The sequence below is a fragment of the Paenibacillus sp. FSL M8-0334 genome, assembly GCF_038000405.1.
GTDB lineage: Bacteria > Bacillota > Bacilli > Paenibacillales > Paenibacillaceae > Paenibacillus_AQ > Paenibacillus_AQ campinasensis.
In genome coordinates this window covers 1,789,393-1,813,929 of the sequence record NZ_JBBOCH010000001.1, presented here as the reverse complement: position 1 = coordinate 1,813,929, position 24,537 = coordinate 1,789,393, and the positions used below count along the sequence as shown (strand labels likewise).

The following is a 24,537-nucleotide window of genomic DNA, read 5'->3' as shown; positions in this document are numbered from 1 at the left end:
ATGATGACCCGTACGAACGTTCAGCGTCCGCTGATGTATCTGTGGACGATTCTGCTGGGGCTCCTATTCGCCCTTCCTTTTCTCTACACGTTGTACTCGTCCATCATTCCGATGCGGTTTGTGAACACGTTGACGTCACCGGCGAACTGGACGCTGGACAACTTTAAAATCTTCTTCACGAATCCGGCTTATGATGTTCCGCGATGGTTCCTGAATACCGTCATCATGACAGGCGTCGTGGTGGTTGGCAACCTGATCATTAACCCGATGGCCGGCTTTGCACTGGCGAAGCTGAATTTCCGGGGGAAAACGGTGATTTACTGGATTGTGGTTGCGACCATGATGGTGCCGTACCATATGATCCTGATCCCGGTGTACGTGAATGTCGCCCAGCTTGGCTGGCTGAATACGTTCTTGGGACTGACGGTGCCGTTTCTGTATCAAGGGCTGTACATTTTTATGCTGCGTCAATTTTTCATTTCCGTGCCCAATGAGTTTCTGGAGGCTGCTCGAATCGACGGTCTGACCAAGATGGGGGCGTTCTGGCGAATTGTGTATCCGCTGGCTCGTTCATCGCTGATCACGATGTCCATTCTTGCATTCTCGGGCACCTGGAACAGCTATCTCATTCCGAGCACTTTGGCAAACACACCGGAGATGTATGTGCTGGTAGTTGGTCTTAACAGTGTCAAGGATATGTTCTTCGAGAATACGCCGCTTATTATGGCGGGGGTTGTGCTGTCCACGCTGCCGATCATTCTGTTCTTCTTCCTGTTCCAGCGTCAGTATATTGAAGGGATCTCCAGCGCAGGGGTCAAAGGCTGATATTCATCTCGACAGCAGAAATTTATTCAGACAGACAGATGTTCACCGATATTCAGCTGATGGAAGGATACTTGTTCCGGGATGGAGAAACACTGAATGAAGCATACATCATACAGATGGGGGATACATGATGGAATACCGTGTGATTAAAGAAGGCGATCTGTTCTTTCTTACCGGACTTGATGGGGACATTGCTCAAGGGAATGAGCAGGGCCATGGATTATATACGAAGGATACCCGCTTTTTAAGCCGGATGGAGGTGTTCGTTGACGGGCAGAAGCCGTCGCTGCTGTCTTCCGCTGGGGATAAAAGCTATATTGCCAGCATCCGGCTGATGAAGGAAGCCAAGGATGACGGCGCCATCGAAGTGCTGCGGGAGCGGTTCATCTATGACGGCGTGCTGTATGAACGCATGGAGCTCACCAATTACTTCACCTATGATTCTAATATCGAGTTTGCTGTCGCTTTTGATGCGGATTTTCAGGACATGTTCCTTGTCCGGAAGTATCGGACGGGTGAGGTTGGCGCCATGGAGGGAACCCAATTCGGCGAGCGCGAGCTGACGTTCTCGTATGTTGGGGCAGACCAGATGCGAAGACAGACTCGAATCGCCTGGGATCATCCTGAAGGCAAGGCAGACGAGAGTGGAAGCGTCACGTTCTCGCTGCCGATGAAACCGCAGCAGCGTCAGGTGATTACGTTCTGCATAATGCCAGTGTCGGAGCAGCTGGAGCCAGCTCAGTCACTTAGCTATGAAGAGGGGTTGCGCCGTCTGGAAGCTTCTTATGAGGCGTGGTATGAAGGCAGCGCCCGCGTCCAGTCCGATTCCCCGCACTTTAACGGCCTGTTCCAGCGCAGTGTGCAGGATCTTCGAATGCTGACCACCGATGTGGGCTTCGGCAGTATGACGGTGGCCGGTCTGCCGTGGTTTGCCGCACCGTTCGGGCGGGACAGCCTGATTACCGCCTTGTTCATGCTGCCGGTGAATCCGCAGATTGCCATAGGGACACTGCGTACGCTTGCCGCCTATCAAGGGGAGAAGTACGACCCGTGGCGGGATGAACAGCCGGGCAAAATCATGCATGAGATCCGTTACGGTGAGCTGGTTACGACCAAGCAATCCCCGTTCGCACCGTATTACGGAACGATTGATTCGACGCCGCTGTTCCTTATGCTGATCGGCGAATACTACCGCTGGACAGGGGATCTCTCCTTGGCCGAGGAGCTGAAGCCGAACATCATGCGGGCCCTTGAATATATGGATGCCGAGCTTGAAGCTGGCTCGGGCTTCATGGCCTATAAGCAAGAGGCGGAGAAGGGGTTCCCGAATCAGGGCTGGAAGGACTCCGCGAATTCGATCATTCATGAATCGGGTGAATTCGCCGAATCTCCGATTGCGTTGTCGGAGGTTCAGGGATACGTCTACCAGGCACTGAAATCGCTGGTACCGATCTTCACGGAGCTTGGGGATGCGGAGCTTGCCCGGAAGCTGGAGGAAGACGCCGGAGCGCTTAAGGAGCGATTTGAATCGGCGTTCTGGATGGAGGAGGAGTCCTGCTATGCCATCGCGCTGGACAAGAATCTGCGCCAGGTGCGGAGCGTCACCTCTAACCCGGGGCATCTGCTGATGACCGGGCTGCCATCGGAGCAGCGCGCCAAGGCGCAAGCGGGCCGGATGCTGGAGAAGGACATGTTCAACGGCTACGGAATCCGCACGATGAGCACACGCTCGGCAGGTTATTATCCAATGGGCTATCATAACGGCAGTGTATGGCCGCATGACAATGGCATGATTCTGCTCGGATTCGGGAAGATGGGATTCCGGGAAGAGGCGGGAAGCGTTATATCCGGCTTGCTTAAGGCTTCCGGGCATTTTGAATACCAGCGCCTGCCGGAGCTGTTCTGCGGGTACGATGCAGAGCTGGGTTATCCGGTGCCGTATCCGACGACATGTTCCCCTCAGGCATGGGCAGCCGGCACAGCGATTGTATTCCTTCAAGCGATGCTGGGTCTTTACCCGAACGCCGCCAAGAAGGAAATTGCGCTGTCACCTTTCCTGCCGGAAGGGATGAACGAACTGAAGGCCGGGCATATTGCCATCGGCAGCGGGCATCTGTCTGTTCGTGTTGTTCGCGAAGCGGATGCCGAAACGAATGTGGCGTTCAAGGTAGAGGTGCTGGAGAACACAACCGGCTACACGCTAGCAGGAGCATCGCTGTAAATTCGTCAGAGCGCTACCGCAACGAAGGGTGGCCTAACCAAGCCCTTATGCGAAGCGATACCCAAACGAAGAGCTAACCAAACGAAGCGCTACGCAGTATGCGTTACTGAACCAAGGCCTAACCAAGTAAACTTAGCCAAGTAGCTCTACCCGAGTAACCAAGTAGCTCCACCCAAGTAAGCCCTATCCAAGTAAGCCCTATCCAAATAGCTCTACCCCAATGTACAACCTTGGTACCCTTTAGGCCGTTAGGCTGGGGCCAAGGTTGTTGTGGTTCTTTACATTGACAGTCGGAGTAATTCCAGCACGATGGTAGCACCAAGGAAATAAAAAGCTAGAATAAACGATACTTTATGCCGGTTGGATTCTTTAATGTGGGTAAACTCCATATACCCACGATAGAAGTAAGGCAGTCCCAGCAGTTGGGCAAGCAGCGGCTGCGGCTCGCTAAGATCCAGAAACCAAATCGTAGCGATCCCCGGTAGTATCAAGAGCATGGATACGCCAACAAATCTTCTATAGACATCTGAGTCTTTCATGTCCTCCGCATCATAGTACACATGAACCTTTGTAAGAATGACTGTAAGATGACGGCGGCCAAACTAAGAAGAGAATACAGGATTATCATGTGTTCGCTCCTAAATATGATTAAAAATAAAGTCAGATGACCTCATTCAGGCAACCTCTAGATCTTAGTATACCACCCACTCCACCCAATTTGTGGGAATTTCCGGCTTGCAGATGGTTACAGTTGAATGTTGGAGAACATATGTTCTATAATGTTTTAGGGGATAAAATATACATATCGTGAATGATAAGGAAGGCAGGAAAGCGATGAATCCATTTTGCCGATATGCGCTGCATCAGATCGAAGTAGCGATTCTGTCCGTCGTTGCGATCATCGATAAGCTCGAGGAGGAGGACCTGCACATCAGGTCAATGGAAGGCAAGCGTTCCGTAGGGGAACTGCTAACCCATATGGCTGTCATCTGTCGGGCGGATTTTCGTATATCCGAAGGGGCGACAGAGGAGGAGATGAGCGCGTTCTACTCGGGTATCGCGTTGGACAATTTGAAAGACATCCAGGCAGAGCTGCTTACAGGCTATTCCTACCTGTTTCAGGAATTCCATGCGATGAGCGAGGAGGAGCTCCAGCGTGAAGTAACCGCCTACTGGGGTGTGAAGTATACGCGGTATGAGTGGCTGCTTGAAATTATGGCGCACTTGTATCACCACCGTGGACAACTGCACACGATGCTGATTCACGGCGGCGGAAAGGACCCGAATGTGCCGCTATTCGAATAGATAAAGCAGAATAGATGACAGGGCAGTAGATCATAGATGACAATTATAAAAGTCCGTCCCTCGGCCGAGGAGACGGACTTTTTTTCTAATATAGATGCTCATCCCATTCTGGAGTTGTGGGAATGGGATGACAACCGGGGAAGAAAGATCAGTACTGCATCAGCAGACTAACGTTTTGCCAACCGGCGCCGACGGTCCAGAAGACCAGGTAGTCACCGCGTTTCACTTGCCCGGCCTGAATGGCCTCATAGAGGGCCAGGAAGGGGCTGGTCGTGGCAGTGTAACCGTATTTGTCTCCGATGTAAGGAACTTTGTCCTGATCAATGCCGAGTTCTTCGGACACTCGCTTAATATTGCCCGTGGTGAACTGGGAGAACATAAAGCCCTTAATATCGTCAGTAGTCATCTGGTTGCGTTCCAGCAGGATCCGAATCGAGTTAACTGCAGATTCAGCGCATACCGAATCATCGAAAGGCGTAAATTGAACCTGAGCGTCCTTAGATGTAAATTCCTCGCGGTACAGATTCGATAATCCGTGAGCAGGGAACAGGGAATTGTCGATCACGGACGTATCGGTTTGGTAGATAGAGTCGATCAGACCGCGCGTCCCTTCGACCTGCTCCAAAATAACAGCAACCGCTGACTCGGCAAAATTGGAATAATAGACCGGCTGTTCCGGACTATGGACGGACAAGTAATCAGCTCCGACCACAAGCGCCCGTTCGATTCTAGGGTTGGAAGCCATGTAGCGCGCGGCTTGCTCCACCGCTACAAGAATGCCGGCGCAATTGGCATTGATGTCGAAGCAGGCGGTCAACAGATCGCCTCCAAGCGCATGATGCAGCTTCAGCGCGTTGCTGGGGAGCAAATACTCCGGCGTTTGGGACGTGAAAATGATCAGGTCCACATCTGCGGCTGATAGTCCGCCTTTGTCCAGTGCCCGCTTGGATGCTTCGACAGCCATCGTAAACGTATTTTCTTCCTGATTATCGATAATAAAACGTTTGTTACGGCCCAGAGCGGTTACAAGCCCGGTAACATCCGTGCCTCTTTCCGCAAAATAGTTAATGTAATATTCATTGTCTACTTCCTTGGACGGATGGTAAATTTCGATATCGCGAATTTGTACCCCTCTCATGGCCATCTCTCCTTATTGTTCGATAATTTCGCAGTTGTCCAGCTGTACGCCACGAGCAACGCGACCAAGCTGCATCTTCAGAATCGGGTTTTTGGAAATCCGTAGTGTTACTTTCTTGAAGCCGTCCTTCTTGTACAGTCCGAAGCAGCCTTCCAGCAGCGGGAGTGATTCCGGCGCGGAGACGTTCAGCTTCGTGCAGTCGATGTGGATCTCATATTCCGGTGCGGAAATCGTTGAGATCGCTTTGTTGTAGCCCTCCATGGCAGCCATGCCGTCTTCCGGAGAAAAGGTGCCTTCCACCTCGGCATAAAATACTTTTGCAGCTTGATCGATTTTGATGTTAAAGCTTCCCATGATTTTGTTATCCTCCTATGAACTAGAAATGGTTTTGGTATTATATAGTGCTTCGTTTGAAATAGATAAAATAGGATCATTTATGTTTGAGTGCCTTCAGTCGATCCAGGATCGGCGCAGGTTCACTGCCGTCCGTGTTCACCTCAATGATGCAAGGTCCAACTCTCTCCCGGACGAAGCCAGGAATGTCGTCCATATCTTCCAGATGACTCACAGACATGGATGGAATTCCGGCGATGCGCATCATGTCAGCGATGGAGATCCGATCCTGCTTGTAATCCGGCATCGTGCGGTTGTACAGAAACTTCTGCCCACGGTCAACGTAGGATAGCATGGCATTGTTAATGATGAAGTAAATGACAGGCAGCTCGTATTCCTTGGCAGTCAGCACTTCCGTTCCATTCATGAAGAACGAGCCGTCTCCCGCAATGACAGCAACCGGACGAGAGGAATCCGCCAAATACAATCCTGGCCCTCCGGCCATCGCTGATCCCATGGCTCCGTAGTTCAGATTAATCTCGAAGTCTCCTCCGGCTGGAATTTCCAAATACTTCAGCACGAAATTGGTGAACTCCCCAATATCGCACACATAACGCGTATCATTCGGCATCACCTTGCTCAACTTCTCAAGGAAGAGGCGCAGGGATAAGCCAGTATGATTGCGCTCGTAAGCCTCGTTCAGCGGCAATGGCTTCTTATACGAAGCCGAGGATGGCTTGGCATGCTCAAGGAAATAAGGGAGCGCATCCTTGAGATCGGCGAGGACAGGTGCGTCCGTCTTGAACACTTTGCCGATTTCCCTGGCGTCACGATCAACATGAATCACCTTGCGTCCCTCCACGAGCATGTCGTTAAAGTTGCACGTAGAGGCTTCACCAAGGCTCGTACCCAGAATCAGAATGCAGGAAGACTGGGAGGTGGTGACGTATTCCATGGCCGCATCGGTGCTGGAAAACCCGTAGTTTCCTAAGTTAAGCGGAAAATCGCCGGGAATGATGCCTTTAGCCGAAGGTGTCGTAATGATCGGCCACTGCAGCCGTTCGCTGAGCTGCATGATTTCTTCGGCCACAGCCCGTCCGCCGCGTCCGACCATAATGATTCCTTGTTCTGCCTCATTCAGGAGGGACACTGCGTCTTCCAGCTCCTTCGGATTAGAGCGCACGACTTGGAGATCAGCCAGGTTTGGGGCCTCCGGAAGGACATTAGGCGCTTCCATCCGCTGCACATCAATTGGAATCGAAATATGCACTGGGCCAAATGGAGGCGTAAGCGCGATCCTTACCGCTTTATCCAGTTCAGCTAACACATCCGCTTCATTCATGACGGTGTTGCTGTACTTGGTGATCGGCCGAACGATGTCCTGGGCGTCCATCTCTTGAATGGCTCCTTTGCCGATCTGCCAGCGATTCACATAACCGGTGATGATGAGCAGGGGCGCTTTGGCGCGCATGGCGTCAGCGATTCCGTTCATCATGTTGCCGACCCCGACGGCACCAGCGCCGGCGCAGACAGCCAGCTTGCCGGATGTGCTTGCATATCTAGCGGCCATGTACGCCGCACCGGCTTCGTTCTTAGTAATGATGGGCTTCATGTCTACATCGATCAGCGCGTCGTATATCGGCCCGATGATTCCTGCAGGAATCCCGAATATATGATCCACTCCAACTTCTCTCAAATACTTCAATATGGCTTCGGCTATATTCATGTGCGGAATCCCCCTTGAACTAGAATTGGAATGCGTCGCTGTATTCCTTGACCAACTGTTCTGCCTGTGAAATCTCGTCTTCCGAAAAATGATGCAGCTTCCCGATTGAAGCGACAACAACGATTCCGATTACGGTTTCGAGTTGTATGACAGGCACAACCATAATGCTGTCGATTCCGAATAAGAAGAACTCATCGGCAGAGCGCGGATCATTTTTGACGTCCTGCACAACGGTGGGTGAGGGCAGTTCCTGCTCCAGCATTTCCCTCAAGAGGCGATCCTGCTGAATGTAGACCGGATGCTGTGCATGGACGCTTTTCCACTTTTCCACGCCGAGATGGTCGGTCTTCGTTTTCAATACCGGACATAGGCGGCCTTCCCTGATTTCGTGGTAGGCGATATCGGCTACGCCCGTCAGACGCTCAAGCTGTTCAAAAAGCAAGTGCAAACGCTCCATACCGGGCTCTCCTCCTTATTTCTAAATAAGTTGTCGTTGCCATGCGTTTTCGTGCCTTCGTCGTTTCGATTCAGCTTTCTGGAGAACCTGGGCTTGCTTCCTTAGAGTTGGCCGGTCTCTAACCATATAACGAAGTCTTTATGTTCCGTGTAAAAGCAGATCCTCCTCTCGTTGTCATTGGTGCGGGCGGCGTAAAACGGCAAAAAAAGTGCAGGCAACATCTCCGGACATGACACACCGTGACCAATAGTGGGCAGTAGGGTGATTATCTCGGTGTCAGGCTTCCACTTTATTTACGGAGATTTAGCCGGGTCCGCAATCCTATACAAGCTTGTAATACACCTTTTATATCGGTTTCGGGGAATCGTTTTTTCATGGGTTTTATGTAAATTGTATGTAAATTCATATTTTTTTCACAAAGAATAAGATCCCAATTTTGCAAAATGAAAGGTGGCCGCTGATCTATACTTGTTTCGGGTGTGCTTTGAATGATTATCCCTTTTGATCAGGCAGCGCAGAAACTCAGGAGCAGACACATTCGAAAGCCGACTATATGTGGTTATACTCGACAGTTCGGCGTGGAGGCAATAGCGTGCCTCAGGCCAGGCGTATCCATAGAGCGACTCAAGTAGAGCAATATCCTGCTTCAGGCGTAGCGGTAGAGCGACTCAAGTAGAGCAATATCCTGCTTCAGGCGTAGCGATAGAGCGATTTAAGTAGAGCAATAGTGCGCTCAAGTGGCCAGAAGAGTGATTCGAGTGGAGGCAGAAGAATGAATTCAATATCATGTGAACAGTTGCAGACGAAGGACTCAGGTTCGCGAACCGATACAGGCTGGTTTAGAAATGAAGGATAAATATGAACGGGATTCGTCTAGCCCCAACGTTTCAGGGTGTCTTGCTCAGGCTGCGGCTAAGGCGTTCTCTAAGGGCCGATCCGGCTGACGGGCGATCAGCTCCAAGTAGGAGATGCCAGGGATCGCGATGCACATCTGCAGCAACTTCTGCCTCATCGACTCCGCCGTTCCGGACAGGAGAAGCCAGCGGCGTCCTGTGAATTCGTTCAAATACGCCTGCAGATGCTTCCTCCCCAACGCACCATATGTATTCTTCAGCGATACCCACGCCTCTCTTACCACACTCCGCAAAGGGGCGTACAACCGAAAAGCTTGGGAGGACAGCTGGACTTCGGATGCAAGGCGATCCACGTGCTCGTCGATGAATGCGGTTAGATCGCGGCGAGAGGCCCTTGTATCGGTTCCTCGGCTCTGCCGCAACAGGCGGATCTTGACCTGCTGCGGTTCACCGGCCTCATCGACCGTACAGCCAGCGACAACCGCTGAGGCATGCGGATGCGAAACCGCACATCGGGAGGGATTGCGGCCGTACTGATCGCTGTTCACCTTCACGTCGCCGTAGAGCAGCTCCCGCGCATCGAAGTGAAGGGCAGCATGACGAATTTTGTGCAGCATTAACCAGGCGGTCTTGTAAGTGACGTCAATCACTTGACTGAGCCGCATTGCGGAGATGCCATCCGGGAGCAGGAACAGATCCAGAGCCATGAACCACTTGAGCAAGGGCAGCCGGGTTCCTTCAAAAATCGTGCCCACCAAAGCCGATGTCTGATGCTTGCACCGTCCGCACTCGAACAACGGGACACGCCGGGAGTTCAGACGACTGCACCCGGTATGGTCACAGCGAGGGCAAACGAAACCGTCTGGCCACTTCATCGCGATCAACGCCTCCATGCAGGCTTCCTCGCTGTGGTAACGGCTGTGGAATGGTTGAAGCACTGTCTCCTCACGAAACTCCATATCTGCTCATCCTCCCGAACTTGAAATCCACGCACATACGTTCCCTTTCTCCTATATTATACCAAACGTATGTTCTGTTATCAAATGAAATTATTAGTTCAGCACAAAAAATGTATCTTTAGCATAGAAAAGTCGCATTCTATCGCTTTCTTCGACCTTTTTGCATTTGCCCGTTATTCTGGAAGCTGTCCTAGCGCTCAACCGCTAAACCTGAACGAAAGGGATAATCGTGAAAGGGGGAGGAGGCAGGGATACCAACAGCAGGAGAGCACGAGGACAAAGGCGATAACAAGCTGTTAATAGCGTGATCTATCACTTACGAAGCGTGTGAAAATAATAAAATTTAAAGGAATTGACGACCGGACAATTGTCCGTTACAATAGAACAGCGTTGCCGGACAATTGTCCGGCAATACATAGATATAAAGGAGGATTAAGGTCTTGGATATGGGAGTGGGGCCTGGGCAGGCCAACATTGATTTAAGCAAGATAAAGAGAGGGCCCATCGTGGCGGCGTTAATTATCGGGGCGTTCGTATCCATACTGAACGAAACGCTGCTGAACATTGCATTTCCGGCTTTGATGACCCAATTCGGGATCGGAGAGGCTACGGTACAATGGCTGTCAACGTCATACCTGCTGGTGGTTGGTATTTTGGTGCCGGTAACGGCGCTGCTTCAGCTGTGGTTTACGACAAGGCAGATGTTTATTGGGGCGATGAGCCTGTTTTTGATCGGTACGATTGTTTGTGGATTTTCGCCGGTATTTGGCATGTTGCTGTTTGGCCGGATCTTACAGGCGGTCGGAACAGGGCTAATGCTGCCGGTTCTTATGAATACAATTCTGAGTATCTATCCGCCGGAAAACCGCGGTGCGGCAATGGGAATGATCGGTCTCGTGATTATGACGGCTCCGGCGATCGGCCCGACGCTTTCCGGTTTCATCGTAGAGGCGCTGAACTGGCGCTGGTTGTTCTATCTGGTTATTCCGCTGGCGCTCTTCTCGATTGTGTTCGCAGCGATATATTTGAAGAACGTGTCGGTGCTGACCAAACCGAAGGTGGATTACCTCTCGATTATTCTGTCGACGATTGGCTTCGGCGGTATCGTATATGGTTTCAGCAGTGCGGGTGAAGGTTCTTGGTCGGATCCGCTCGTGACGTGGTGCATTCTTGCCGGTGTGATTGGCTTGGGGCTCTTTGTTTGGCGTCAATTGACGGTGAAGGAGCCAATGCTGGATCTGCGCACCTTTAAATATCCGATGTTCGCACTTGTAACGGTGCTGATGCTAGTTCTGATGATGAGCATGTTCTCCACCATGATCATGCTGCCGCTGTTCCTTCAGAATGCGCTCGGATTGACGGCACTTGCCGCCGGTCTCGTCCTGATGCCGGGCAGTATCGTCAACGGTCTGATGGCGCCGATTACAGGCAGGCTGTTTGACAAATTCGGACCTCGGGTGCTTGTCATCCCAGGACTCAGTCTGATGGTGATTGCTGTGTTCCTGTTCTCGCGTATCGACTCTTCTTGGACCGGTGGTAACGTCATCTTTATCCATGTTATGATGATGCTGGGAATTTCAATGGTTATGATGCCGGCTCAGACAACGGCGCTAAATCAGCTGCCGCGTCTGTTGTACCCGCACGGGACGGCGATTATGAATACGTTGCAGCAGGTAGCCGGGGCTGTCGGGATGGCGCTGTTCATCAGCATCATGACAGCTGGTGCGAGAAATTATGCGGTCACAACCGGAGATCTGAATCCTGTGGAAGCGATGGTTGCAGGTTTGCATAATGCGTTTATCGTCGGTCTGGTTATGGCCGGGATCGCCTTGGTGCTGGGCTTGTTCGTGAAGCGGACGTACTCTCCTACAAGTGAGGAGAAGTCTGCTGCGTAACTCCAAGCATGGTTCAGAAGGGGAAACAAGCATGCGGATAAGAAAAGAGAATGATGAGCTGAGTCAAAAAATTCTGGATACGGCACAGGCCTTGTTTGACAAATACGGGGTTGAGGATGTTTCCATGCATCAGGTCGCAAAGACCGTCGGCATAGGTCAGGGAACATTGTACCGGCGCTATCCGAGCAAAAGCAAAATCTGCTTTTCGCTAATGGAAACGAAGATCGACCGCTTTATGAAGGAAATCAAGGCCTACCTCGAATCAAATGGGGAACTTCCGGTGGCGGTCCGGCTGCGGACGGTGCTGACCCGGGTCATTCTTCACTTCAATGAGGATTTGGAATGGCTTCGTGTGATGCTGACTGCCGACAGGCTGGAGGAAACCAAGAAGAATGTGTGTGAGTCCCCACCCTTTGATTTTCTGCAAAAGGAGATCCAAGGACTACTGGAGGAAGCTGCCGAACAGGAAGGACTGATGCCGGTTGACCCGGGGTTTACGTCCATCATGCTTGCTTCTCTGCCACGTGCTGACGTCATTTTGTATTTTCGGGATCATGGACATAGTGCCGAGGATATTGCAGAGCAATATTGCCGGAGCTTTGTGGATCCGCTGTTTATAAGCCGTTGAAATACAGCTAACGTTGCTCGTGTTAGTGTTAGGCTAAGGTAGTGCTAATGCTAATAATGCTAAGGCTAGTGCCAGTGTTAAGGCTGAGGCTAAGGCTAGACTAATGCTAGTGCTAATGCTAATGCTAATGCTAATGCTAATGCCAGTACTATCGTTAGTGATCAGGCGGCCTAAGCTTGATCGGCTTGCATTTCATACAAAACAGAGCTGTCCGCCAATTGGCAATCAAGAGCCGGACCGTGCAGGGGATAATCCCTGGCGGTCCGGCTTTTCGCATGGAGATTTAACTTATTACAGCTCCTGGGCGGGCAGGTATATTCTTCTTCCTTGCAGAATACTGTACAACAAAAGCATCCGGACATGGACCTTATGGGGGGAAGCGCTATGCATCGCCTGCGCCGCTGGATCAATTCACCGTATTCATTCTCGCTCGGCATGTTTGCGATGATGGTGCCGAGTCAGGCTTTCAGTTCCTTTTATAGCTACTTTTATGTAGAGAAGCTAGGTCTGGGCATCGGGCTGGCCACGCTGGCAAGAATGATCTTTCTGATCTGGGATGCGGTTAACAACCCGCTTATGGGTTATTGGTCCGACCGGACCCGGACGCGCTTCGGACGGCGAAGACCGTGGGTGTTTGGCGCGATGCCGGTGTTCATGCTAACGTTCATCATGGTATTCTCGCCTCCGTCGGGACTTGCCCAAGGCGGATTGTTCGCGTGGTTCTTGATCGCGCTGCTGCTGTTCGAGGCAGCGGCTACGGTGCTGTGGGTAAACTACGGCGCATTATTCCCCGAGCTGTTCAGAGGAGATCGGCTGCGTGCCAAAGCCTCCGCTATCCAGCAGGGCTACCAGGTGGTGGCGCTGCTCATCGGAACGGCGCTGACCCCCATTTTGTTTGACGCGATAGGCTTTTCCCGCATGGCTGTCCTGTATGCGTTCCTGTTCGGAATATTCATGCTGCTCTGCATGTTATCGGTACGGGAAAACGAGACATACGCTCAACAGAAGCCGCTTAAACTGGTGCGGGCATTTCGGGAAACATTGAACAACCGCAAGTTTTGGGTGTTTCATATATCGAATTCATTTGCTCAGACGGTTAACGGACTAATTAGCTCGATGATTCCGTTCTACGCCAAATATGTGCTTGGCATACCGGAGGCGCTTGTATCGGTGCTGCTTGCTTCGGTTTTTGTATCTGTCATCCCGCTCGTGTTTGTGTGGTACTGGATTATTCGCACGATGGACGGCGTGAAGGCATGGCGGCTGTCGCTGGCAGCTTACGGGCTATCCGTCATCCCGCTCTGGTTCGGTCAGGATCTGACCAGCGGCATTCTGGCAGGCGTTATGGTCGGATTCGGCCTGGCTGGCTTTCTCGTTACGCCAGCGATCGTCAGCGGGAGAATTATCGATGAGGATGAGGCGCGAACCGGGCTGCGCAGGGAAGGGATCTATACGGCTGTGGGTGGATTTATTACACGTTCAAGCGGGTTGATCTCGGCCATTGCCTTCTGGATCGTAGGCATCATATTCGGATATGAAAGTGGCGACAACCCGGGGAACAATCCGGAAGCGACCTTCCGGTACCTGACAAGTGTGGTTCCGCTGATACTGCTTGGAATCGCCTTCCTCATATCTTTTATGGTCAAAATGGATTTCAACAACACACTAAAAGGGGAACTCGAACATGGAACGAAGACTGATCATCAACTGTGATGATTTTGGACAGAGCCCGGCAGCAAACAAAGCGATCTTCCACCTGCTGGAAGAGGGCAAGGTATCGTCGGCAACAGTCATGGCGGTTGCGCCCGGTTATGAAGAAGCTGCGTCCTGGTGTGCCCGCAGGCAGCAGCCCAATGTGGGACTTCATCTGACCTTGACCAGCGAGTTTGAGGCGCTTCGGTGGGCCAGTCTGACGGGACACCCGTCGCTTCATGATGAGACTGGCCATCAATACCGGACTGTGCAGGAGTTCGAGACTGGTGCAGCTGCTGGCGCAGTGATGAAGGAACTTGAGGCCCAATATCAGTTGGCCCGGAAATCCGGAATCCGGCTTAGCCATATCGATAACCATATGGGGAGCCTGTATGGTGTGGAGACCGGCCGTAGCCTGATTCCGCAAATGCTGTGGAAAGCCAGGCGCTGGCGGCTGCCGGCCAGGCTGTTCCGCTATATTGATCCGAGCGATCCGCTGCTCAGCACCTTGTCGAATATCCAGCGGCCGGTGGCGCTGGCTTCCGGACTGGCCGATGCCTTCGGCGTACCGATCCCGGATTATTTGCTGTCCCACCCTTACCGGATTGTGGAGGGGGAGAGGTATGATCGCTTCAAGCAGTCGATCATCGCCAGGCTGTACAAGCTGCCGGAAGGCGTGTGCGAGACGTACGTTCATCCAGGCGCGGAGGATGAATGGATGCAGGCATCGATTCCGAACTGGGACAAGCGGATATGGGAATTCCGGCTTTTGTTTGATGATGATTTTGCCTATGCTATGAAAGATGCGAAGGTGATTTTGACAGACTACCGGTATGTCGAGCGATATTTGCGGCGCCCTCGCGGGCGGTCGGCAGTGAAGCTGATGAAGGTGCTGATCGCTAAATAAGGTGGCTGTCAGGCCGCAACTATAGCGGTCGTCCTTACGAGGAGGGACGATCGCCTTTTTATGACAGAAAGTGCGCACCTATCCGTCGATTCCGGGCGATGTCGGACGTACATTAGAGATAAGATAAGAAAAAGGAAAAGAGACAGTCCAAGGAGAATTGTTATATATCCGGGAATGCTGGATATTAACAGGATCACTTTACAAGAGGATTATGTTCTGATGCACTGGGAGTCGTTCGGCGCATAATCCCGACAAATACAGACAAAGGCGGCGGTGATGTTGTCCATGGTACAGTTTCGGATTGAGAAGGATTTTCTGGGGGAAAAGCAGCTTCCATTGGAGGCCTACTACGGAATTAACACGGTCAGGGCTGTTGAGAACTTTCCGATCAGCGGCGTGCCGATCCACAGCGAGCTGATCACGGCGCTTGCCGAAGTGAAGAAGGCGGCTGCAATCGCCAATATGGAGCTGGGCTGGCTTCCGAAGCGGATCGGTAACGCCATTTCGGAGGCAGCCGACGAGATTATTGAAGGCAATCTTCGTTCGGAATTCATCGTGGACTCGATTCAGGGAGGTGCAGGCACCTCGATCAACATGAACATGAATGAGGTGTTGGCCAACCGTGCGCTGGAGCTGATGGGCCAGCAAAAAGGGGAGTATTTCCATTGCAGTCCAAACAACCATGTGAACATGTCCCAGTCCACGAACGATGCAATCCCGACAGCGATCCGGATCGCTTCGTTTCGACTGACGCAGGATCTGCTTCAGGTGTTCCGCACATTGGTGACAGGAATCCGGGCGAAGGCCGAAGAGTTTGATGATGTCATCAAGATGGGGCGCACTCATCTACAGGATGCGGTTCCGATTCGTCTCGGACAAGAGTTCGGTGCTTACGCCAACGTGTTGGAGCGGGATATAGCCCGTATTGAACGTGCGGCGCAAGGGCTGCTGGTTGTGAATATGGGGGCGACGGCTGTCGGTACCGGGCTGAATGCCACACCGGATTACATGCGCGGCGTCGTGCAGCATTTGAACGAGCTGACCGGCTTCTCGCTCAGGCAAGCGGATGATCTGGTCGATGCGACACAGAACACCGATGCGTATATGGAATTGTCAGCGGCGCTAAAAGTATGTGCCGTCAATATATCGAAGATGTGTAATGACATCCGCTTGATGGCGTCAGGGCCACGGGCAGGGCTGGGCGAGCTCAACGTGCCGCCAAGGCAGCCGGGATCGTCGATCATGCCGGGCAAGGTAAACCCGGTTATGGCTGAGGTGATGAACCAGATTGCATTCCAGGTCATCGGCAACGATCATACGATCAGCCTGGCCTGCGAAGCAGGGCAGTTCGAGCTGAACGTAATGGTTCCGGTGGCAGCCAACAATCTGATGCATTCCCTGAAGATTTTGAAGAACGGCATGGATGTATTTTATAAAAACCTGATGATTGACCTGAAGGCGAACAGAGAGAGCTGCAAGTATTATGTTGATAACAGCTACGGCATTATTACAGCATTGAATCCGCATCTGGGCTACGATGTGGCTTCCAGATTGGTGAAGGAAGCGCAGCAGACGGGCCAGGGTATTCGGGAAATCATTCTGGAGAAGGGCCTGCTGACCGAAGAACAGATCAATGTGATTCTAGACCCGTATCATATGACGTCTCCGGGCATCGCAGGCGAGGAGTTTTTGCTGAATCAGTAGGCGAGTGAGGTGGAGACCAGATGGATATCCAAGCGATGTTCAAGGAGATTGAAGAGGGATTTCAGACAGTGGTGGAATGGAGACGGCATTTGCACCAGCATCCGGAGCTGTCTTTTCAGGAGCAGAATACAGCGGCGTTCATCACGGACAAGCTGACAAGCTTTGGTCTGGAGGTTCGGACCGGCATTGGCGGCTATGGGATCGTGGCTGTGCTGAAGGGCGGGGAGGAAGGCAAGCGAATCGCCCTCAGAGCAGACTTTGACGCGCTGCCGATCGCCGACGAGAAGGAGGTGCCGTACAAGTCACGGTATGATGGCGTAATGCACGCCTGCGGCCACGACGGCCATACGGCGGCGCTGCTCGGCACGGCGAAGGTGCTGTCCCGATATCGCGATCAGCTGAAGGGAACGATCCATTTCATATTCCAGCCTGCAGAGGAGCTTCCTCCTGGCGGCGCCAAGGCAATGATCGAGGAAGGAATTCTGGATGAGGTTGATGCGGTATTCGCTATTCATCTCGCAACCGATGTGCCTGTCGGTAAGATCGCGGTCGGTGCGGGCTACCAGATGGCCGCGGTGGATAAATTTGATATCGTGATCCATGGAAAAGGGGGCCACGGCGCCAGACCGCATGAAGCGATTGATTCCATTGTCATCGGCAGTGAAATTGTCGGGGCGCTGCAAAAGATCGTCAGCCGCCGAATCAGCCCGCTTCAGGCAGGTGTTGTCACGGTAGGCCAGTTTCATGCTGGCTCGGCCTTTAATGTCATCGCCGACACAGCTCGTCTTGAAGGGACGGTACGCTCCTTCGATGAAGGCGTGCGCGACTTGATTGAAGAGGAGATCCGCTCGATCGTGGATGGCATCGTGTCCGGGGCGCATGCCTCGTACAGCATAGACTATTTGCGCGGCTATCCGGCACTCTTTAACCATAAGGAGGCGACGGAGGCGACTCGAAGGCTACTGGCCGAATCATTCGGGGAAGATGCAATGATGGAGATGGAGCCGAGCATGGGGGCGGAGGATTTTGCTTATTTTCTGAAGGAGAAGCCAGGAACCTACTTCAAGGTCGGCGCCAGAAATGAACATGAGTCCACCCAATATCCGCATCATCATCCGAAGTTTGATTTTGACGAGCAGGCGCTGCTGATTATGCAGAAGGCTTTTATTGAGATTGTACGGGGATATGCTCTATTAGAGAACGAAGGGAGAGTAAACATTAATCGCCTCATACCTTAACGGTATGGGGCTTCTATGCGGTGGAGTCCGACTCGTGGAATGCTGTGCGGACTGTGGAGTGCGGCGTCTGCTGGTGAAGTGCGGACTGTGCTGTGCAGTTCGGACTTGTGCCGGGAGAGCCTTGCATGATTATCCCGTTAGATCAGGAGTTTTTTGCCTGTTCCGCCTATCTGCCTTCTTCTTTTCCTGCTCACCTGCCTTCCTGACAACATACCCAACCATCATTCTACCCTCATATCCTCATACCCTCGCATCCTCACATCCTCACATCCTCACATCATCATATACTCGTATACTTCTGTCCCCCTGTCTCCCTGAACGAAAGGGATAATCATGCAAGGGGTAGGGGAGAGAGTGAGGATGTATGAGGGAAAGGGGATAAAGCGTTGCTCGTACTGCGCATCTCATTCGCTTGACAAAGCGCTGAACATTAAGGACACTAAGAGCGATAACTGTGACAGTTCCAAACATGATTCTATAGATTGTACAAAAACACTTGTACCAAGGTGATTTGCACCAAATTGACGAAATCAAAGCAGAAAGTGTGTGAATGATGGAAAATATCAAGGACGAATTGAATGTGCTTCTGCCGGTTGTGCGCTGTATCGCTGCCCAGTTTGGCAACCAATGTGAAGTGGTGCTTCACGATCTGAGCCAAGGCTATGAAAGCACGATTGTGGCGATCGAGAACGGGCATATTACGGGCAGAAAGGTGGGGGACTGCGGAAGCAATCTCGGGCTGGAAGTGCTCCGGGGGACTGTGACCGAAGGCGATCGGTACAACTATATCACCCAGACGAAGGATGGGAAGATTCTGCGGTCATCGTCCACGTACTTCAAGAACAGCAAGGGCGAAACAATAGGTGCGCTGTGCATTAATTTTGATATCTCGGATTTTCTGGTGGCGGAGAATACGCTGCGGTCGCTTACGATGCATAGCCTTGATCAAGAGGTTAAGGAAGTATTCGTGAATGACGTGAACGATCTGCTTGAATATCTTCTGCAGGAGTGCCAGAAGGAGATCGGCAAGCCGGTATCTCACATGAACAAGGAGGATAAGCTGAAGGCGATCCAGTTCCTGGATATGCGCGGCGCGTTCCTGGTCAAAAAAGCAGGGGACAAGGTGTGCCAGTTTCTGGACATTTCGAAGTTCACACTGTACAACTACCTCGATGAAGTCAGAGCCGGTAAGGACAAGACCCCTTCGGAGAATCTGCTTTAATCCTCGCGCAGGCAAGGGCAGATACATGAAAGACTCCCGAAGTCCCGCAGTCCCGAGGTTTCTGAAGTTGCCTATGGTGCATCTGAATCTGAAGTGCCTCTGAAAGGCCTAAGTGCCTCTGAAAGACCTTATAGTACCTCAAAAGTACCTCTGAAAAAGTGCCTGTGGTGCCTCAAAAGTGCTTACCAGTGTATTTAGGTGCCTAAAAGTGCTAGGCACCTTAGATGCCTCTATAGTGCCCCTATCGCTTCGCATGCTCCCGCCGTACGAATAGATCATCGGCAATGGCGTCCTCGAAGCAGGGGCCTAACATCCCCCTGTCACCCCTCGATTTATGATTGACAAATTGATCGGGCACCCTTCATAATTTGATTAATCTAAAAAATATTTTTATTATCTAATTATTTTTCTTGTAGAAAGAACGGATGCCAATAAAAGGCCGGATTGCGGTGGAGCAGGTTCTTGGTTGGAATGCTTCCGGAAAGGATCGTGAACAGATGAACGTATCTACGCCCGCTGTCGTTGTTGATCTGGATATTGCCGAACGCAATATCAGGAGAATGGCCGACGTTGTTAGGAGTGCCGGTATCCGCCATCGTCCGCATATCAAGTCTCACAAGTCGGTTTATTTTGCGCGCAAGCAGCTTGAGGCCGGGTGTGCGGGAATTACATGCGCCAAGCTTGGCGAAGCTGAAGTGATGGCCGAGGCTGGCATCGATGATATTCTCATCGCTTTTCCGATTATCGGAGCGGACAAGCAGGAGCGGCTATTTCGCCTGGCGCAGCATACCCAGGTTACATGTGTAGCTGATAGCCTGGAAGCGGCCGTCTCGGTATCGCAAGTTGGCGAGCGTCTGCAGCGCACAATTCCGCTATACATCGAGGTGGATGGGGGGATTGGCCGCTGCGGGCGTCAGCCGGGGCAGGATACGGCCGAATTTGCCTTGCAAATTTGTGATCTGCCGGGGATTGAGGTTGTCGGGGTGCTGTCGTATGCGGGGCAAATCTATGCCGAACAATCCCGAGAAGATATCCGGGAGATGGCGAAGCAGGAAGCGTGTCTGCTGCAGCAGTCGGCCGATATGATCCGCGCAAACGGCATGACCCTGCCGGTGGTTAGCGGCGGCTCATCGCTCTCTTCGAAGTTTGCCCAGGACCTGGACGGCGTGACGGAGGTCCGTGCCGGGAACTATCTGTTCCACGATGTGGGCCAGCTGTCGATGGGCATGGTCGGCGTTGAAGATTGCGCGTTGCGGGTCGTGACCACGGTGGTCAGCACTCCGGCTCCCGGCAGAGCGATCATCGATGCTGGATCGAAGACGCTGACAACAGACACAATGCCCTTCTCCAAGGGCTACGGATATATTGTCGAGCATCCGGAGATCGAGATTTTCAAGCTGAACGAGGAGCACGGCTTTCTGCGTTATCCGCCTGAACTTTCGGTTCGGATTGGCCAGCAGCTGACGATTATCCCCAATCATGCCTGCGTGATTCCGAATTTGTGCGATGAGGTGCTGGGCGTTCGGGACGGCGAGGTCGTGCTTAGCATCAAGATCGATGCGAGGGGCAAGAGTAGCTAGACGCAAGAGAGCAGGGCAAGAGAGCGGGGGCAAGAGCAGTCAGGGGCAAGAGCAGCTAACGGCTAACTACACATGGGAAAGGAGTGGTCTGACAATGAAACGTTCTTGGGAGGACGTGTTTGACGAGCAGGAGCTGCTTGACATTACCTCCGGTCTTATCCGATGCCAAAGTGTAAATCCCCCAGGGCATGAGGAAGTGGCGGCACGATACATAAAGGAGCTGCTTGCGCGAGAGGGCATACAGGCCGAGCTTCAGTGGCCCGCGCCAGGACGGGCGAATCTGACGGCAGTTCTGACGGGACAGCGGCCGGGTCCGAGGCTGCTGCTGAACGGGCATCTTGATGTGGTCCCAGCCGGAGAGGATTGGAGTGTAGACCCATTTGCAGCGACGATAAAGGATGGCTTTCTGATCGGCAGAGGGGCCGCGGATATGAAGTCAGGGGTAGCGGCGATGCTGTATGCTGCTATTTGCCTGCAGCGGTCGGGCAATCCGTTCGCCGGCGAACTGATCCTGTTCTTTAATGCCGATGAGGAGAGGGTTAACCTTGGAATGCGTCATTTCGTGGAACACCCGATACACGCAGATTACGCGGTCATCGGCGAGCCGACAGAGCTTGACATCTGCATAGCGCATAAGGGGATTGGGCGGTACCGGGTCCGCACCTCTGGCGCGGCGGCTCACGCGGGGAAGGTGAAGTCTCCGGACAACGCCATTCCGAAAATGGCCGCCCTGATCGCGGGGCTGCAGCCGCTTCGAAGCCATCTTCAAACGCAATCTCATCCCATTCTGGGCAGCCCGGCGCTGAATGTGACCCAGATCAAGGGAGGCACAGCTCCGAATATTATTCCGCAAAGCTGTGAGATCGAAATTGATCGCCGCTTGATTCCAGGAGAGACGCGGGAGCGTGTGCTGAAACAGTTGAACGATGCTTTGACCGCTGCGGCGGGAGGCAGCGATTTTGATTACGAAATCGAGGATTATTTGTTCCTCCCTGCCACCTTAATCGAGGAGGATCATCCACTGGTGCTTGGACTTGCCGATGCGGTCCAGGTTGTGCGTGGCAGTACCCCGGTAGTGGGCGTATTCGAAGCTTTCTGCGAAGCTCCGTTTCTAAGCGGGGATCTGGGGATCCCGACGGTTATTTTCGGGCCCGGGTCGCTGCTGCAAGCTCATGTGAAAGATGAATATGTTCCGGTAATCGAGATCGTTCAGGCAGCGAGAATTTACGGGAATCTGGCGATCGGCATACTGCAATAATCGACTTTTGATCAGGAGGAGAAATATAAAATGACAATTCAGGACAGATTAAAGGCATTGAACATTGAACTTGAAGAGGTCGGCACGCCCAAATTCTCATACGTTCCGGTAACCCAGACGGGAAATCTGCTGTATACATCCGGCCATGATTGCCGCAAGAACGGGGAACTGATTCTAACGGGCAAGCTGGGATCAGATCTCACGATTGAACAGGGGCAGGAAGCGGCGCGCCGTTGTGTCATCAACATTTTGTCATCACTGCAGGCGCATCTCGGGGATCTGAACCGGGTCACCAAAGTGGTGAAAATGCTTGGCTTCATCCAAAGCGCCGAAGGGTTTAAAGATCAGCCTTATGTGTTGAATGGCGCCTCCGATCTGTTGATTGACGTTTTTGGCGATAAGGGCCGCCACGCGCGTTCGGCCATCGGGACCAATGAACTGCCGTTCGATACACCGGTCGAGGTGGAAATTATTGTCGAGGTTGAATAGCCTCTATCCTGCGAACGAATAATAGACACTGAAATGTCACAAAGCATGGCGGCACCCAGGAAGTTAGCCTCTATTCAATATATTCCAGACGGAGCATGCGATCTTAGCGTACTGTTACCCACTTCTCCGACATGAAGATTCGATTAATCCAATAAAAGCTTCATTAATATACTCGTTCGATGCTCTCCTTGGCTATGGAGGTTAACGCGGCTTAACCCCGGGCTGAAGGGGAGCTTTTTACACCTGAACATAGAGGTTGTCTATCATTTCCAGCTAAAGATTGAATATGTATTAATTTAAATAGCTGTTTCTAAGTAACATATTATGATAAATTATTAGAGGGTTTTTTACAGATCGGACGGAGAGGCCTGCCGGAAGTTCCGCCGGTCACAGTTATTTCGGTTAAACCAATATATTAGGCGCACACTAGAAGGAGGATTCTCGCTTGGATTGGCAGGATATATTGTTTAAGTTTATTGGGGGTCTGGGTATCTTTCTGTTCGGCATCAAGTACATGTCGGACGGGCTGCAAAAATCAGCTGGTGACAAAATGCGGGGGTTACTTGCAAAATATACGTCAAATCCGGTTCTTGGCGTATTGGTCGGCATCGGGGTCACGATTCTGATCCAGTCCTCCAGCGGAACGACGGTCATGGCCATCGGATTGGTGAATGCCGGGCTGATGACACTTAGACAAGCTATTGGCGTGGTTATGGGGGCCAACATCGGTACAACCATGACCGCATTCATTGTAGGGATCAAGATTGAGGAATATGCGCTGCCTATCATCGCGTTGGGGGGATTCTTTTTATTCTTTTTAAACAAGAAAACCTATCAATACATCGGACAGATTATATTCGGATTCGGGACGCTGTTCCTGGGTCTGTCTACCATGAGCGACGGGATGAAGCCGCTGCGGGAACTGCCTGCCTTTACCGATTTCATGATTAATCTGGCGGACCAGCCGGCGCTGGGGCTGCTCGTGGGTACTGTGTTCACGGCGATTGTGCAAAGCTCGAGTGCCACCATCGGTATTCTGCAGACGATTGCGGATGAAGGCATGGTGAGTCTGATCGGAGCGCTGCCGATTCTGTTCGGGGACAATATTGGTACCACCATCACAGCTGTACTTGCTTCAATCGGGGCTACAGTTGCTGCGAAACGCACGGCTCTTGTACACGTCATATTCAACGTCATTGGAGCCGTGATCTTCACGCTGCTGCTGCATCCGGTCCATTCCCTGATAATGTGGATCGGCGAGGGCGTGAATATCCGGATGCAGATTGCTTATGCGCACGGCATTTTCAATTCCTTGAATACCCTGATCTTCCTGCCGCTCATTCCTGTGCTGGCGTGGATTGTGACGAAGGTGATTCCAGGGAATATGTATGAGCTTGAGTTCAAACCCAAGTATCTGGATGATCGGCTGCTGGCAACGCCTAACGTGGCGCTCGGACAAGCCCAGCATGAGATTCTGCGGATGGGTCAATATGCTCGCGAAGCGTTGAATGACGCGTCAGACTTCTTCTTCGAGAGAGACCCGAAGGTGGGCGAGCTAGCCTTGCAGAAGGAAGAGCTGATCAACGAACTGAACCGCAAGATTACGGACTATATGGTGAAAATCCATCAGAGCGGCCTGTCCGAAGCCGAGTCGGAGAAGGCAACCGGATGGTTCCAGCTCGTCAATGATATTGAACGCATCGGCGACCATGCGGAAAATGTCGTTGAGCTGTCGGAATTCAGCATCAACAATAAAGTGGAATTTTCGAGCGAAGCCGAGCGCGAGCTGAAGGAAATGCTCAGCCTGGCCGACAAGGCGGTGGAGCGGGCGCTCTACGCGCTGGAGCACAACGACCTGAAGGCTGCGGAAGAGGTATTATCCTACGAGCTTGAGCTGGATGAGCTGGAGGTTCGATTCCGCAAAAGTCATATTCAACGCTTGAACCAGAATCTCTGTTCTGGCAATTCAGGGGCGGTGTATCTGGATATCTTGAGCAATCTGGAGCGGATTGGGGACCATAGCAAGAACATCGCCCAATTCGTCCAGCATGAGGAAGCTTAATTCCTGGGATTTCAATAACATGATTTCAGCAACGCATTTCAGCG

Annotated in this window: 20 protein-coding genes; 14 read left to right on the top strand and 6 right to left on the bottom strand. The window is 52.2% G+C overall.

Annotation, left to right across the window (positions count from 1 at the left end; translation table 11 throughout):
- Both MKX64_RS07905 and MKX64_RS07900 read left to right on the top strand, forming a co-directional pair.
- Complete coding sequence (locus MKX64_RS07905; RefSeq protein WP_095264486.1) at window positions 1-825, top strand: carbohydrate ABC transporter permease; 825 nt, start codon at window positions 1-3, stop codon at window positions 823-825.
- A 130-nt stretch (window positions 826-955) separates the two neighbouring features.
- Window positions 956-3,046, top strand: coding sequence for an amylo-alpha-1,6-glucosidase (locus tag MKX64_RS07900; protein ID WP_341036274.1), 2,091 nt, complete (start codon window positions 956-958; stop codon window positions 3,044-3,046).
- 278 nt (window positions 3,047-3,324) lie between these two features.
- On the opposite strand, the gene MKX64_RS07895 is transcribed toward MKX64_RS07900, so the two are convergent.
- Window positions 3,325-3,585 (bottom strand): DUF4181 domain-containing protein, encoded by a 261-nt coding sequence (locus MKX64_RS07895; RefSeq protein WP_095264489.1) that lies wholly within the window; start codon window positions 3,583-3,585, stop codon window positions 3,325-3,327.
- A gap of 295 nt (window positions 3,586-3,880) precedes the next feature.
- Between MKX64_RS07895 and MKX64_RS07890 the strand changes: the two genes are divergently transcribed.
- Entirely contained in the window at window positions 3,881-4,351 is a 471-nt protein-coding gene (locus MKX64_RS07890; RefSeq protein ID WP_095264499.1) for a DinB family protein, read from the top strand.
- Between the two features lie 148 nt (window positions 4,352-4,499).
- On the opposite strand, the gene MKX64_RS07885 is transcribed toward MKX64_RS07890, so the two are convergent.
- The 5 genes from MKX64_RS07885 to MKX64_RS07865 all read right to left on the bottom strand — a co-directional run bounded on the left by MKX64_RS07885 (window position 4,500) and on the right by MKX64_RS07865 (window position 9,818).
- Entirely contained in the window at window positions 4,500-5,489 is a 990-nt protein-coding gene (locus MKX64_RS07885) for a ketoacyl-ACP synthase III (RefSeq protein ID WP_341035627.1), read from the bottom strand.
- A 12-nt stretch (window positions 5,490-5,501) separates the two neighbouring features.
- The gene (locus MKX64_RS07880; RefSeq protein WP_341035626.1) at window positions 5,502-5,843 is read right to left on the bottom strand and encodes a hypothetical protein; all 342 of its coding nucleotides are present in this window, start codon (window positions 5,841-5,843) and stop codon (window positions 5,502-5,504) included.
- Window positions 5,844-5,919: 76 nt separating this feature from the next.
- Window positions 5,920-7,548 carry a thiamine pyrophosphate-binding protein gene (locus tag MKX64_RS07875; RefSeq protein WP_341035625.1) on the bottom strand — a complete coding sequence of 543 codons (1,629 nt, stop codon included), beginning with the start codon at window positions 7,546-7,548 and terminating at the stop codon, window positions 5,920-5,922.
- A 19-nt stretch (window positions 7,549-7,567) separates the two neighbouring features.
- Window positions 7,568-8,005 (bottom strand): GAF domain-containing protein, encoded by a 438-nt coding sequence (locus MKX64_RS07870; protein ID WP_095264497.1) that lies wholly within the window; start codon window positions 8,003-8,005, stop codon window positions 7,568-7,570.
- 901 nt (window positions 8,006-8,906) lie between these two features.
- The gene (locus tag MKX64_RS07865) at window positions 8,907-9,818 is read right to left on the bottom strand and encodes a transposase (RefSeq protein WP_155617570.1); all 912 of its coding nucleotides are present in this window, start codon (window positions 9,816-9,818) and stop codon (window positions 8,907-8,909) included.
- A gap of 446 nt (window positions 9,819-10,264) precedes the next feature.
- Between MKX64_RS07865 and MKX64_RS07860 the strand changes: the two genes are divergently transcribed.
- From MKX64_RS07860 to MKX64_RS07810, 11 genes are all read left to right on the top strand, one after another.
- Window positions 10,265-11,713, top strand: a complete 1,449-nt coding sequence (locus tag MKX64_RS07860) for an MDR family MFS transporter (RefSeq protein WP_230875613.1) — start codon at window positions 10,265-10,267, stop codon at window positions 11,711-11,713.
- Between the two features lie 31 nt (window positions 11,714-11,744).
- On the top strand, window positions 11,745-12,341 hold the full coding sequence (locus MKX64_RS07855; RefSeq protein WP_155617571.1) for a TetR/AcrR family transcriptional regulator: 597 nt from the start codon (window positions 11,745-11,747) through the stop codon (window positions 12,339-12,341).
- 384 nt (window positions 12,342-12,725) lie between these two features.
- Complete coding sequence (locus MKX64_RS07850; RefSeq protein WP_341035624.1) at window positions 12,726-14,054, top strand: MFS transporter; 1,329 nt, start codon at window positions 12,726-12,728, stop codon at window positions 14,052-14,054.
- A complete protein-coding gene (locus tag MKX64_RS07845; RefSeq protein WP_095264508.1) occupies window positions 14,026-14,940 on the top strand; it encodes a polysaccharide deacetylase family protein in 915 nt (304 codons plus the stop codon). The genes MKX64_RS07850 and MKX64_RS07845 overlap by 29 nt, the downstream gene beginning before the upstream one ends.
- Before the next feature lie 285 nt (window positions 14,941-15,225).
- A complete protein-coding gene (gene aspA, locus MKX64_RS07840) occupies window positions 15,226-16,644 on the top strand; it encodes an aspartate ammonia-lyase (RefSeq protein WP_341036273.1) in 1,419 nt (472 codons plus the stop codon).
- Window positions 16,645-16,664: 20 nt separating this feature from the next.
- Entirely contained in the window at window positions 16,665-17,882 is a 1,218-nt protein-coding gene (locus MKX64_RS07835) for a M20 metallopeptidase family protein (protein ID WP_341035623.1), read from the top strand.
- Window positions 17,883-18,435: 553 nt separating this feature from the next.
- Window positions 18,436-19,104, top strand: a complete 669-nt coding sequence (locus MKX64_RS07830) for a helix-turn-helix transcriptional regulator (RefSeq protein WP_095264550.1) — start codon at window positions 18,436-18,438, stop codon at window positions 19,102-19,104.
- Window positions 19,105-19,529: 425 nt separating this feature from the next.
- Window positions 19,530-20,684, top strand: a complete 1,155-nt coding sequence (locus MKX64_RS07825; RefSeq protein ID WP_341035622.1) for an alanine racemase — start codon at window positions 19,530-19,532, stop codon at window positions 20,682-20,684.
- A gap of 94 nt (window positions 20,685-20,778) precedes the next feature.
- Window positions 20,779-21,942, top strand: coding sequence for a M20 family metallopeptidase (locus MKX64_RS07820; RefSeq protein WP_341035621.1), 1,164 nt, complete (start codon window positions 20,779-20,781; stop codon window positions 21,940-21,942).
- Between the two features lie 30 nt (window positions 21,943-21,972).
- Window positions 21,973-22,431 carry a RidA family protein gene (locus tag MKX64_RS07815; RefSeq protein WP_095264517.1) on the top strand — a complete coding sequence of 153 codons (459 nt, stop codon included), beginning with the start codon at window positions 21,973-21,975 and terminating at the stop codon, window positions 22,429-22,431.
- Window positions 22,432-22,876: 445 nt separating this feature from the next.
- Window positions 22,877-24,493, top strand: coding sequence for a Na/Pi cotransporter family protein (locus MKX64_RS07810; RefSeq protein ID WP_095399220.1), 1,617 nt, complete (start codon window positions 22,877-22,879; stop codon window positions 24,491-24,493).
- Window positions 24,494-24,537 lie beyond the last annotated feature (44 nt).

Excerpts from the sequence above, each read along its gene's own strand:
- MKX64_RS07905 (WP_095264486.1), top strand. The coding sequence starts at position 1 with ATGATGACCCGTACGAACGTTCAGCGTCCGCTGATGTATCTGTGGACG.
- MKX64_RS07900 (WP_341036274.1), top strand. The coding sequence starts at position 956 with ATGGAATACCGTGTGATTAAAGAAGGCGATCTGTTCTTTCTTACCGGA.
- MKX64_RS07895 (WP_095264489.1), bottom strand. The coding sequence starts at position 3,585 with ATGAAAGACTCAGATGTCTATAGAAGATTTGTTGGCGTATCCATGCTC.
- MKX64_RS07890 (WP_095264499.1), top strand. The coding sequence starts at position 3,881 with ATGAATCCATTTTGCCGATATGCGCTGCATCAGATCGAAGTAGCGATT.
- MKX64_RS07885 (WP_341035627.1), bottom strand. The coding sequence starts at position 5,489 with ATGAGAGGGGTACAAATTCGCGATATCGAAATTTACCATCCGTCCAAG.
- MKX64_RS07880 (WP_341035626.1), bottom strand. The coding sequence starts at position 5,843 with ATGGGAAGCTTTAACATCAAAATCGATCAAGCTGCAAAAGTATTTTAT.
- MKX64_RS07875 (WP_341035625.1), bottom strand. The coding sequence starts at position 7,548 with ATGAATATAGCCGAAGCCATATTGAAGTATTTGAGAGAAGTTGGAGTG.
- MKX64_RS07870 (WP_095264497.1), bottom strand. The coding sequence starts at position 8,005 with ATGGAGCGTTTGCACTTGCTTTTTGAACAGCTTGAGCGTCTGACGGGC.
- MKX64_RS07865 (WP_155617570.1), bottom strand. The coding sequence starts at position 9,818 with ATGGAGTTTCGTGAGGAGACAGTGCTTCAACCATTCCACAGCCGTTAC.
- MKX64_RS07860 (WP_230875613.1), top strand. The coding sequence starts at position 10,265 with ATGGGAGTGGGGCCTGGGCAGGCCAACATTGATTTAAGCAAGATAAAG.
- MKX64_RS07855 (WP_155617571.1), top strand. The coding sequence starts at position 11,745 with ATGCGGATAAGAAAAGAGAATGATGAGCTGAGTCAAAAAATTCTGGAT.
- MKX64_RS07850 (WP_341035624.1), top strand. The coding sequence starts at position 12,726 with ATGCATCGCCTGCGCCGCTGGATCAATTCACCGTATTCATTCTCGCTC.
- MKX64_RS07845 (WP_095264508.1), top strand. The coding sequence starts at position 14,026 with ATGGAACGAAGACTGATCATCAACTGTGATGATTTTGGACAGAGCCCG.
- aspA (WP_341036273.1), top strand. The coding sequence starts at position 15,226 with ATGGTACAGTTTCGGATTGAGAAGGATTTTCTGGGGGAAAAGCAGCTT.
- MKX64_RS07835 (WP_341035623.1), top strand. The coding sequence starts at position 16,665 with ATGGATATCCAAGCGATGTTCAAGGAGATTGAAGAGGGATTTCAGACA.
- MKX64_RS07830 (WP_095264550.1), top strand. The coding sequence starts at position 18,436 with ATGGAAAATATCAAGGACGAATTGAATGTGCTTCTGCCGGTTGTGCGC.
- MKX64_RS07825 (WP_341035622.1), top strand. The coding sequence starts at position 19,530 with ATGCCAATAAAAGGCCGGATTGCGGTGGAGCAGGTTCTTGGTTGGAAT.
- MKX64_RS07820 (WP_341035621.1), top strand. The coding sequence starts at position 20,779 with ATGAAACGTTCTTGGGAGGACGTGTTTGACGAGCAGGAGCTGCTTGAC.
- MKX64_RS07815 (WP_095264517.1), top strand. The coding sequence starts at position 21,973 with ATGACAATTCAGGACAGATTAAAGGCATTGAACATTGAACTTGAAGAG.